Here is an 11,987-nt window from a genome sequence, read left to right on the forward strand (position 1 = left end):
CGTGATGTGGTCGGCGGCTGCGGTGTTTCCCCCATCTCCCGGTTTCCCGCCAATCCCCCCACCGCGGGGGGGCCGCCGCCCCCCCGCCGGCCCCCCGCTCCGCGTTCGGGTCGGTCAGCCCGCGACACCCACCGGCTGTGCGAGCGGCGGCACGCCCCAGGAGGAACGGAACAGCTCTCGTTCGGCGGCGGCGAGGTGGGCGGTGGCGGCCAGCCACGCCCACGCGTACCGGTCGGGGTCGGGGTCGGTACGCCTGCCGAACACGTCCCGGCCCCGCCGGTCGGACTCGCCGGCCAGCGCGTCGACGAGCGCGGCTGCCGTGGTGAAACCGGCCCGCCGCAGCGGGCCGCCCAGCTCGGCGTCGCCGCTGCGGGCCGCCTCGGCCACTGCCCGACGGCCACCGGAGACTGCCGACTCGACAAGGCGGCGGACCCGCCACAGCGGAGGCTGCGCCGCCTCGGCGGCGTCGACGGTCCCCACCGTCGCGGCCGGGTCGGGGGGCGGCAGGTGACGGCCCTGGATCTCGTCGTAGCCGAGGTCGGCCCGCCCGTGCCAGTCCGTCGGCAACCGCAGGGTGGTGGCGTCACCGGGGACCGGGGCCACCGCGAGCGGGAGCAGGGTGCAGGCCCGGTCCGGGTCCAACCGGCCCACCACCCGGATCCGCAGACCCGGCCGGGAGGCGAGTCGCCGGAGGTTCGCCACGTGGGCCAGCATCGGATGGGAGTCGACGGGCACCAGCCGGATCACCGGCCCGTCCACCACCGTTGCGGCGTCGGTGCTGGGATCGATCTCCCGGGCCAACAGCCGGTCCCCGTCGGCACCGACCACCTGGAGGTCACAGCCGAGCAGGGCGGTCCCCGCCCGAGCCGGGTCCTGGGGGTCCTCGACGGCGAGTTGGGCGGCCACCACCTCGGCGAGGGGCCGCCCGAACAGCTCCGACACCGGCCCGGTGGACCAGTCGGTGACGCTCAACGGGGTCGCCCGGACCGACCTGCCCGCGCCGAGCCGACCGTCGGGGGAGACGGTGGTGCCGGTGATCCGCAGACCACCCCGGGCCAGCACCGCGTGGTTCACCGCGACCGAGCCCATCTCGGTGACCGCCCGGGCCGAGTCCCGCGCCCGGTCCGGGCCACCCGGGCGTACGTCGCCGAACGAGAGTCGCCGTCCGTCGGCGGCGACCAGGTGGGTGACCACTCCGGCGTACCCGGTCGCGCTGATCACCGGCTCCCGGCAGACTCCGTACACGTCCAGGGTGCCGTCCGGCTGGTAGGCCCGACGCAGGATGCCGACCAGGGCCGGGTCGCTGTCCCCGGCGGCCAGCCGACCGGCGACGTACAGCAGGTCGTGGAGGACCTCGACCAGGGCGGCGAGCCGGTGTCCGGTCTGCCGGTCCCGGTGTGCCCGCAGGCCCCTGACGGTGCTCAACGCGGCGCTCTCGGCCCGGGGCAGACCGGCCAGTCGGGCACCGTGCGCGGCCCGGAGCAACTCCGCCTGGGCGACCGCACCGGCAGCCGGCACCCCGGCGGTGAGCACCGCGGCGGCGGCCCGCCACAGCGCGTCGGCGGCGGCCCGCTGCGCCTTCGTCGGGGCGGCCGGTCGGCCGGTGGCCGCCCCGCCCCGGTCGCCGGTGCGCCCGGCGGCCCTGCCGGAGGTTGCCGGGGACGGGTGGGTTTCTGAGGCGGACTCCGACGCCGGGTGGGCGGCCGGTTCGGCGACCGGGCACGCGGCCAGGACCGCGCTGCGGTGCAGGCACCGGGGGGCCAGCAGGCAACTGCACGTGGCCTGGTCCCCGTCGGTGACGGCACCGGTCGGGCCGGGTGTGAGGGTGACCCGCATCTCCGGTCCGAAGTCGACGCGGACACCGTCCCCGACCCTGTCGACCGGCCGGTCGGCCAACCGGGTGACCGCGGCGGCCAGCCGGTGGCGCAGCCGTGGCGCAAGCGCCGCCACGGCGGCGGCGGTGACCAGCGGAGCCACCGCCGGCCACCGGACGACGTCGGCGGGGGCGGGAGCGTGCTGTGTCACCGTGTCGGCGGGGGCGTGCTGTGTCACCGTGATCCTCCACGGATGCGGTCGCCCACCCAGCGGGCGAGTTCCAGCGGGCTGAGGGCGGCGACCGGCATCCCGGCCGCGACGAGCTGCTCGGCGACGGGTACGGAGTAGCAGGGCACCCCCCGGTCGTTCAGGGCGGCGCACCCCAGCAGGTGCACCCCGGACGCGGCGAGGGTGCGGACCTCCCCGAGCAGCCCGGCCAGCGGGTAGCCCTCCTCGAAGTCGCTGACCACCGCGACGATGGTCCGGCTCGGCACTGTGACCAGCGAGCGGGCGTGGGCCAGGCCGGCGGCGATGTGCGTACCGCCTCCGACGTGGACCTCCAGCAGCAGGGACAACGGGTCGTCGACCCGGTCGGTCAGGTCGGCGACCTCGGTGGAGAAGGCCACGAAGTGGGTGGCGAGGGTGGGCACCCCGGCCAGGACGGCGGCGGTCAACGCCGACCAGACCACCGACGCCTCCATCGAGCCGGACACGTCGACCACCAGCACCAGCCGCCAGTCGGCCTCCTGACGGTTCCGGGTGGTGAAGACCGGCCGTTGCGGCACCACGACGGTACGCCCGTCGTCGAGCCGCCGGGTGTGCGCCAGGTTCGCCCGCAGCGTACGGGCCAGGTCGATCCGGCCGCCGGGACGGCGGGACGGGCGGGGGTTGCTCAACCCGGTGATCGCCGGGCGCATCTGGGTGGCCAACTGCCTGGTCAGCTCCTCGACGAGCCGTCGGACCAGGGGCCGCAGCGCCGCCACCTGCCCCTCGGGCAGGCCACCGGCCAACGACAGCACCGAGGTCAGCAGCTCCATCGAGGGTCGGACGGTGGCCGGGTCGAGTTCGGTGAGCACGTCGGTCCGGCCACTGTCGGCGGCCCGGGCGATGACCTCCTCGCGGACCACCGCCCCGAACAGCGCCTCGATCTCGTCGGCCCACTCCCGTGCGGTGGGGAAGGCGGCCTCCTGACCGCCGCCGGCCCCGGCGCCGAGGTCGGTTGCGCCCTCCCCCCGACCCGCCCCGTACAACTCGTCGAGGGCGCGGGCGTAGCGGCGGGCGTCGGCAGGCAACCGGTCGGGTTGGCGGCCGAGCAGCAGCCGCCACCGGTCGGTGGGGGTGATCCGACCGGTGGCGGTCACCGCCTCGACGGCGGTCGTGGCGGGGTGCGTCGGGGTGTCCGGGGACGGGTCGGGGATCGGCAGGTCCCGGGCGACCAGGACGGCCCGTCCGGCCGCGTCGGCGGCGGCCCACCTGGCCAGGACCTCGGGCGGGGCGGTCAGGGTCAGGTCGAGCCGGTCACCGAGCCGGTCGGTGACGGTGTGCAGGATCCGGTCCCGGGCGGCCGGGGTGAGGACGTCGAAGCCGCCGCGCAGGGCCGGCAGCCGGTCCAGGAACCCGGCGTCGGGAAGCGCCTCGATCCGTTCCAGCAGGGGGTCGAGTGCGGCCGGGGCGGACTGGAGCAGGGGATGGGCGGCGGTGAGCAGCCCTTCGAGGAACCGGTGCAGGTGCCGTCGGCGCTCCGGTCCGGTCGCGGCGTCGATCCACCCGGCGACCCGGGTGCCGACGGCCTCGGGGCCGGTCAGGTCGAGCAGGGTCCGGGCGGCCAGGGCGGCACCCTGGACCAGCGCCGAACCGTTGCGACCCAGCTGGTCGAGGGCGGTCTCCAGGCGGAGCCCGAGCCGGTCCTCCCCGGCCCGGACCGCCAGATCGACCAGGGCGGCCGCGTCGGCGGTGTCATCGCTTCCGGCGAGGCCGGGCAGGCCCCGGACCGCCGCGTCGAGCAGGACGCCGGCCAGGTCACCGGCGCGGGCCCGGCCCTGCGCGGTGGTGCCGGGCAGGTGTTCGCGGCGCAGCGCCTCCAACAGGTCCAGTCCGGCCAGCAGCTCCGGCAGGGTGCCGGTGGAGGGCAGCACCGAGGCGGCCACGCCGAGCCGGTCGGTGACCAGGTCGGGCAGGTCGCACCGGGCGGCGTCGCGGAGTCCGGTGAGGAGCTGGGCGGCGGTCGGGCCGCCGTCGGCGGACTCCCGGCGGAACCGCTCCCGTAGGGTGCCGGCGGCGGCCAGCGCGGCGGTCACGCCCCGGACCCCGACCAGGTCCAGCCGGGCTGCCACGGAGGGGGTCCAGGCCAGCTGCCACCGGGTGGTGAGGGCCGCGCCGTCACCGGTGCCGGTGACGCCGATCGGGTCGCCGTAGCCGACGCCGCAGACGTCGAGGCGGTGCAGCAGCACCTCCCGGCGGGCGTCCAGGGCGGTGCGGAGCGGGTCCAGCCGGACCTCGCGGGGCTTGGGACTCTCCGGGTTGGGCAGGCGCAGGGTGACGAGGTCCGCCTCGACGGCGGGACCCAGTCCACACCGGGGGGTACCGGGGGCGGTCCGTCCCCGTGCGGCACCGACGAGGACAGTCTCCAGGGCGCGGGCCAGCGCCCGGCCCCGACCGAGAGGGTCACCCTGGCCGAGGACCGTGGTCACCGCCTCCAGGACCTCACCCCGACCGGGGGCGGGCAGGTTCCGGAGCCGGGCCAGGTCGTCGGCGAGCCGTACCGTCTCGGCGGCCTCCCCGGTCCCGGCGGTGTGGCCGGCGGCGCGCAGCTCCCGGCAGAGGTCGGTGACCGCCCGGGCAGCGGCGGCGCGAATCCGCTCCGGGTCGCCCCCGGCGCTGAGGACGGACTGCTGCCACAGCGGGTCGCGGATCCCGGCCGGGTATCCCGACCGGGCGTCGAGCAGGTCGAACGCGTACGGGACCAGGGAGGTGACGGTCGGGCCGGGGTCCCTGCGGGCCGGAGTGGCCACGGAGCGGACCGGGGCGTCGACGGGTCGACCGGGCGTGCCGTCGGGGTGGCCGGTCACGGCGTCGGGTCGGCGTGCCGGGTCGACGGGGTGGCCTGACGCAGGACCGCCGGCACCGGCGGGAAGCAGGGCCGGGGCGTGGAAGGCCCCGACGACTGCGGCCACCCGTCGGCCGTCGGCACCGGCCTCGGCCAGCACCCGCCGCATGTGCTCCTCCCGGGCCAGGTCCCGGGCCGGTGGCCCGTCGCCACCGCTGCTGTCGGCCCGCATCGCCCAGCCGACCCCCAGTGCGGCCCGGCGGACCGCCTCGGGTCGACACCCCGGTGCCCGTACCTCGACCACCCGGTCCCACAGGTCGTCGCCGTCTCGACCGGTGCCGCTGGCGTGCAGCGCGCTCGCATACGACAGGCGCGGGCCGGGGGTCGCCTCGCCGACGTCCCCCTCGTCCGGGTCGACGCCGTCACCCGGGTCCCTGTCGACGGTCGCGTCGGTGGCCTCGCCGGACCAACCCGGATCCGCCATCGGCAGGTCGCAGCAGCGCACCTCGACGCCGTGCTGTCGGGCCCAGCGGATCGCCGCCAGTTCCGGGGAGAAGTCGGCGAACGGGTAGAAACCCATCGGCCCGTCCGCGCCGTGGCTGCCGACCAGGGCCAGGGGAGCCCGCGCCGCCGGGTCGGACAGGTACGGGGTGGACGTGTCCGGTCACGGTCACGGATGTTCCTCGATCTCTGAGATGGGTGGATGGGCAGTGGTCACCGGGCTCGCGGTTCAGCCTCGGGCGTCTCGGCCGGTGGGGTCACCGAAGCGGGGCAGGTCGCCCTCGCGCACCCGTCGCCAGGCCCGGCGGTAGAGGTCGGCGACCGGTTCGAACGGCACCGTCACCCCGAGGGCGGCGGTACCGTCGGGCGCCAGGTCGAACAGGGGAGCCTTCCAACTCTCGACCGGGATCTGTCCGCTGCCGCGTCCCAGCCAGGGGCCGGGCAGGAACAGGGTGCGCCCGGCCCGGGGCCGGCTGGCCTCCACGACCAGGTCGGTGCGGGCCAGTTCGGCGCGGGCCGCCTTCGCCCGGGCGGGTCGCCATCCGGTCCACGTCGCGGTGTCCCGGTCGGTGGGGTCCGGCATGGCCAGCAGCATCAGGTACGCCGCCGCCGCGTCGCCGCCCAGGCCGTGCACCGCTGCCACCTCGGCGACCAGGTCGGGCACCGACCGGGTCGGGTCCTGCGGCCACCAGGTCCCGTCGGTCGCCGGGTCGGCGGGGTCGGGTCGGGTGGGTTCGTCGAGCAGGGCCGCGAAGCGCGGGTCGCGGACCAGCCGCAACGCCACCTCCATCGGGTACGGGACGGACGCGTCGGCCCGCAACGCGGGCAGGTACGGGTCGGTGCCCTCGGCGTCGAGCAGGACCGGCCGCAGGGCGGGCGAGGGCTGGTCGTCGCGGGTGCCGAGCACGATCGCCCCGTACCGCTCCCATCCCGGACCGGTCTCCGACGGGGTGCCCGCCACCTGCCGGAAGGCACTTAGCGAGACGTATCGGCAGAGGTCGAGCAGCAGGTCGGGGTTGGCCAGCCGGTCCCGGACGACACCCAGGGCGGCCGGGAGGGCGGCCCTGGCCGAATCACCGGCGGGGGTGTGGTGGGCGATCCAGGCGGCGAGGGCGACAGTGGAGTGCAGCACCGGGCCGGTGAAGCCCGTCACCGTGGCGTCGACCTGCTGTGCCCGGTCGCCGCTGATCCGGAAGACCAGATCGGTGCGGAGCTCGGCCGAGCGGGCCGGGTCGAGCAGGGCCGGCAGGGCCTTGGCCGGTCCCCACCTGGTCCGGACGGCGCGTACCGCCTCGGCGAGCAACCGCTCGGGGACGGCGGTCCGCCGGCCGAGGGCGTCGTTCCAGACCGCTGCGGCGGCGGCCACGTCCGGGCCGTCGGTCCAGAGTCGGGCCGGGTCCGGTGACACCAGCGCGGCCAGGACGGCCCGCCGCAGTCGGGGCCGGGCCTCGTGCAGCACCTCGAAGGCCAGCTTCGCCTCACCCGCCTGCCGGATGTCGAGGGCCTTGCGCAGGTCGGCCGGGACGGTGCTCCCCGTGTCCAGGTGGGGCAGCCCGGCCAGGACGAGCTTCGCGGCGGTGGGGGTGACGCCGGTCAGGTCGGCGAAGCGCTCGGCGGCCTCCGGCCGCCAGGGCAGTGGGCCGCGCGCGGCCCACTCGGCGTGCAGGCGTTCCAGCCAGCCGTCGGGCCGTTCGTCGCCGAGGGGTTCCGAGTCGACCACCGTGTACGGCTCGGGTACGGCGAACCGGCCGGTCGGGTCGTGGAACAGCGCCTCGAAGCGGTATCCGGTGGTCGTTCCGCTCTGGGCGAAGACGGCCACGAACGCCCCGTCCGACAGCGGCAGGAGGCCGGGGCGGGGGTGGCGGCGCATGCCGTCGGGGCCGGTCAGGTCCCCGTCGAGCAGATGGAGGGTGAACCTGCGCCACCTGGCGGTCCCGGTCGGGCCGACCAGGTCGAGTGCGGCGAGCTCGTCGAGGAGGGCGCGGAGGGCGTCCCGGTGTTCCTGCGGGGTGACAGCAGCCACCGCCCGGTACGCCACCGCCGCCGAACCGCCCGCCAGGGACCACCAGTCCGGGGCGGCGGGCAGGGGAACGCCGTCCAGGTGCAGCCGGACGGCCTGCCCGTCGCCGGTGCCGACACGTTGGGCGGCGAGAAGGCGGAGCTGGGTGACTGTGTGGGTGGAGCCGGAGCCGCCCGTGCGGCGGACGACGCCCCGCAGACCGTCGAGGGCCGCACCGAGTTCGCTGTCGGTGGGTCCGGTCGTGGTCGCCGGGACCGTCGGTGTCGACTCCGACCGGCGCAGCCCGGAGGTGACCCTCTCCAGGTCGGTGCAGGCCTTGGCGGCCATCCGCGCCGCCCCGGCCACCGCGGCCAGCAGGGCCTCGTCGCCGATCTCCGGCACCGTCCGACGGACCAGGTCGACAAGGGCGTCCCCGGGCTTCTCGGCCGGGGAGCCGGCACCGGGTGCGGACGTCGACGGGACGGGCGGCGCTGCCCGTCGGACTGTGGTCGATCCGACGGTCCCCGCCGGGGACGTCGCCCACAGTGCTGCCCGTGCCGCCTCCTCGGCCAGGGCGGCGCGGCGTTCGTCCAGGGCGGCGGCGACGAGGACGGCGGCGGTGTCCCGGTCCACCCGGCGCAGTGCGGCCGACCCGACCGGGTCCCGGGGCAGCAGGGCGCCGACGAAGTCGTGTCCCGGCAGGGGGACCGGGTTGCGGCGGTAGTTCCGGGTCGGCGGGGCCGCGCCGACAGCCGACACCGTTCCGTCCGGGTCGACCAAGGCGAAGTCCTCGAGGACGGCCCGTGGCCGGTCGTCGCCGGGCAGCACCAGCGCCGCGATCGGCCGCCTCCCGGCGGGGACGGTGACGGTCCGTCCGGCCAGGTCCTCCCCGCGTACCGACCCGTCGGGCAGGGTGGACACCCGCCACCCCAGCAGACCCTGCACCGGTACGGCGGCCGGGGTCGCCCGGTCGGACAGGGCCGGCCGCAGCCAGCTCTGCGCCGCCACGAGGCGCGCGTCGGCCGCGACGTCGGCCAGGAACCGGGGCAGGCGCCGTGGACCGCGGGTGTCGCCGGCCGGGTCGTACTCGCGCCACCCGGGACCGTGGTCGGCGTCGTCGGGCCGGTCTGAGTCGTCGGGCCGGTCGGCGTCGTCGGGCCGGTCGGCGTCGTCGGGCCGGTACACCCAGTGGGAGGTGCCGTCGGTGATGACCGGGGCCTCGGCGGGGACGGCGGTGTCCCCGACGTGCAGGACGCCCTCGCCGGTGATCCGTCCGCCGCCGGGCAGCGGCAGGGTGACGCTGTTGCGTCGGCGTCGGCTGCCGTGCAGCTCGCCGGTGAGGAGCTGGGGTTCGCCGGGTGCCGAGTGCCAGTAGCCGCGCAGGTCGTAGCCGAGTTCCCGGGAACGCCAGAAGACCAGCAGGTGACCGTCGACGTAGTGGTAGCCGGGCTGCCCCCACAGGTCACCGGCGGGGATCCGCAGGTCGTGGCGGAGGACGACGCCCTCGGCGCCCAGGACCCGGACCGTTGTCGGTCCGGCGAGGACGACGTACGGCCAGGCCTCCTGCCAGGTCAGGGTGACCCCGGGGTCGCCGCCGGTCACCTCCTGCCAGGCCCGCTCCCAGTCCGGCCAGGTCAGCTCGTCGACCAGCCCGCCGCGCAGGCTCCGGGCCACGTAGTCGGGCAGGTCGAGGTCGAGGGCCTGTTCCAGACCGCCGTCGGGGGCGGTGCCGTCGGTGGTGGCGAGGTGGCCGAAGACCAGGCGGAGCGCCTCGACCGGGAGTCGACCGAGCCAGTCCACCGCCTCCGGCAGGTACGGCAGCCCGGAGGTGAACCGGTCGCGGATCCTGGCCCGCAGCCATTCGGTCAGGACCCGCCGCAGGCCCGGGGTGTCGGCGACCCGCCGCAGGGCCTCCGGCTGGTCGTCGAGGGTGTCCAGGCCCCGGCGCAGGGCACCGGTGAACCTGTCGTCGGCGGCCACCGCGCGCAGGTCCCGGTCTCCGGCGACCGTGTACCACCGGAGCAGGTCCAGGGTGCCGTTCTCGGCGGGAGGAGCGACCGGGAGGCCGAGACCGAGCAGCAGGTCGAGCAGGTCCAGGTCGGCGTCGGCGGTGAGGGTGGTCCCGGTGGCGGCCAGTTCGGCACGCAGCCGGTCGGCCATCCGCTCGACGAGGGGATAGAGCGCGGGCACCCGGATCCGGTGGTAGCCGTCGGCGTTGGTCCGGCCCAGGAGGCGGCGCAACCACCCGGCGGAACCGTCGCTCGGGCGGGCGGCGTCGGGCAGGTCCGGATCGGTCAGTCCGGTGAGGGCACCGGTCTCGGTCAGCAGGGCCAGCCAGGTGGTCACCGTGTCCCGGTCGGCGGGCATCAGGTCGAGCAGGGCACCACGGACCGCCGGATCGCGGCCGGCCAGCGCGGTCACCGCCGGTCGGTGCGCCTTCCACCAGCCGGCCGGTGCCTCGGCCGTCACCGGCAGCCTGAGCAGGGCGGTCAGGTAGGCCGCCTCCCGGTCGGCGGCGTCGGCCCGGCCGGAGTCCTTGGCGGCCACCCGGACGAGTCGGTTGACGGCGGTGGCCGACGGGATGGACGGGACCACCCCGGCGGCTGCGGCCCGCAGCGCCAACCGGCAGAACCGGTCGAGGGCCTCGAAGGCCGGCAGTCCGGCGGCGAGTTCCTTGGCGTATCCGGCCAACGCGCTCGCGGACACCACGGTGGCCGACGCGAACTCCACGTAGACCTCGTCCATCCGGTCCAGGTCGATCGGCAGGCCGTGCTCCGCCTCGGCCTTGCGGGCCTTGTTGAACAGTTGGGTCGCGTAGGTGTCCTGCCCGGCGTCCAGGAACACCCGCGCGGCCTGCTCGAAGAAGGTCGGCAGGACGTGCGGCAGGGTACTGCCGAACCGGTCGGCGACGCCCTGGTACCCGTCGAGGGCGGCCTTCGGCCGGGACCGTGCCTGTTTGGCCAGCCGCTGCAGCTCCGGGAGCACCGCCAACGCGTGTCGCCCGTCGTCGGGGTGGTGGACGAGGACCCACTCCGGGAAGGCCAGCGGGCGGCGTGGTCCCAGGCCGACGACGACGGGTGGGGCGGCCGGTTCGAGGCCGAGGAACCCGACGGAGGCGTCCTCGCCCTCGCCGAGGGCGGAGTCGACAAGGCGGACCACGGCACGGTCACCGAGGGCCGGGTGCCGGTAGGTGCGGGCGGTGAGGGGAACCGCCACGCCATCGGCGTTGCCGGAGTCGGCCGGCAGGACCCCTCCGGCGGCGAGCAGGCTCTCGGTGTGGTCCACACCGGAGACGGTGGTCGTCTCGGTCATGCCTTCCCCTCCGTCGCGGTCGCGGCCCCGGAGAGGGCCGTCGCCATCCGCATCCCCTCGGACCAGGCCACCGGGCCGACCTCGGCCAACCGCAGCGTCGGCCCCTCCACCACCGACCAGGACAAGGCCCCGAGGGTCGCCTCGGAGTCCCAGTAGTCCTCGTCGAAGCGCAGGGCGGCCTCGACCGGGTGCCCGTCCTCCCAGACCCGGCAGGTGACCTGCGACCGGGAGACCCGGAACCCGAAGGCGGCGGCGCGGGCGGCCAGCCGGTTGGGGACCCGGGTGCCTGTGAAGTCGGTGTGGGTGGTGGTCGACCCGGCCAGGTCGGTGGGTCGGTCCCAGGTGCCCCGGTGCAGTTGCGCCACCCGCTGGGTGACGTCGAGTTCGTCGGCGAAATCGGCGAGGTCGGTCAGGTCCGGCAGGCGTACCGGATGGGGCAGCGTGGCGGTGGGCGCGCAGAGCCGGACGGTGTCGCCGTCGAGGTTGACCACCCGCAGGTCCCCGCTGTCGGTGACGTCGCGCAGGAAGCCGGTCGCGGTGGGGTCGTCGGCGAGCACCACGAGGTCGTTGAGGGCCGCCCGCCACGACGGGTCCGGCCAGACCCGGGCGAGCAGGGTGGTCGGCACCGGCAGCGAGGACACCACCCACGCCTCGACCCGGGCCAGGCAGTCGGCGGTGTGCCGGTCCAGCCACTGGGCGAGCTGACGCAGCCGCTCCACCTCGGGGTGGTCCCGCAGCGCCTTCGGCAGTGTCTTGAGGGGACGGCCGGTGGCCCGTGGGCCGGGGGACCGGGCCACCACCTTGCCGTCCACGAGGGAGATCTCGTACGAGTCTCCCACAGGTAGCCAGCCCATCAGGTGCACCCTCCGTAGCGGGACATCAACCGCATCTCCGAAGAAAGCGGCCATGATCAGCAACGCAGCGCACGCTAACAGGGGTGACCGACACGATGGAACGCCTCGCGTCGGCGACTTCTGACGCGGTGGCGCATCGAGAGCGGCGAAAGGGGTGCAAAGGTACGCCGGGCGGGTGTCCCGGTGCTCCGGCGACGCCGAACCGACCCGCAGTTTCAGGTGATGTGGGTCACAGGTCGGCGTGGGGGTGCTCCCGCACCGGGGTCACGGACGCGACCCGGTGGTCCCGCGCGCCTGCCGACGGTTCACCAGTCGGGCGATGCCCAGGGGCAGCAGATGCAGGACGACGACGAGCGCGACCGCCAGGGTGGTCACCTGACCGACGGCGAGCCCCTGCCAGGCCAGCACCACCGCCGCGCTGCCCCCGGTGACCACGGCGTGCAACGCCACCCGGAGCGCG

The 11,987-nt window shown here is 76.2% G+C and carries 5 protein-coding genes; all 5 read right to left on the reverse strand.

What is annotated here, in order from left to right:
- Positions 1 to 114: 114 nt before the first annotated feature.
- Positions 115 to 2,052 (reverse strand): hypothetical protein, encoded by a 1,938-nt coding sequence (locus ABT336_RS24595; RefSeq protein WP_350899504.1) that lies wholly within the window; start codon positions 2,050 to 2,052, stop codon positions 115 to 117.
- Positions 2,049 to 5,504 (reverse strand): DUF5682 family protein, encoded by a 3,456-nt coding sequence (locus ABT336_RS24600; RefSeq protein WP_350899512.1) that lies wholly within the window; start codon positions 5,502 to 5,504, stop codon positions 2,049 to 2,051. Before ABT336_RS24600 ends, ABT336_RS24595 begins: the two co-directional genes overlap by 4 nt.
- An 87-nt stretch (positions 5,505 to 5,591) precedes the next feature.
- Positions 5,592 to 10,673, reverse strand: coding sequence for a hypothetical protein (locus tag ABT336_RS24605; protein ID WP_350899506.1), 5,082 nt, complete (start codon positions 10,671 to 10,673; stop codon positions 5,592 to 5,594).
- Positions 10,670 to 11,527: a DUF4132 domain-containing protein gene (locus tag ABT336_RS24610; RefSeq protein ID WP_350899508.1), complete on the reverse strand. Its 858-nt coding sequence runs from the start codon at positions 11,525 to 11,527 to the stop codon at positions 10,670 to 10,672. Before ABT336_RS24610 ends, ABT336_RS24605 begins: the two co-directional genes overlap by 4 nt.
- A 264-nt stretch (positions 11,528 to 11,791) precedes the next feature.
- Positions 11,792 to 11,987: hypothetical protein (locus tag ABT336_RS24615; protein ID WP_350899510.1), on the reverse strand; the 196-nt coding region annotated here is incomplete at its 5' end.

It is taken from the genome of Micromonospora sp. NPDC000207 (assembly GCF_040300925.1).
Lineage (GTDB): Bacteria > Actinomycetota > Actinomycetes > Mycobacteriales > Micromonosporaceae > Micromonospora.

Coding starts and splice junctions, on each gene's coding strand:
- ABT336_RS24605 (WP_350899506.1), bottom strand. CDS start 10,673: ATGACCGAGACGACCACCGTCTCCGGTGTGGACCACACCGAGAGCCTG.
- ABT336_RS24610 (WP_350899508.1), bottom strand. CDS start 11,527: ATGGGCTGGCTACCTGTGGGAGACTCGTACGAGATCTCCCTCGTGGAC.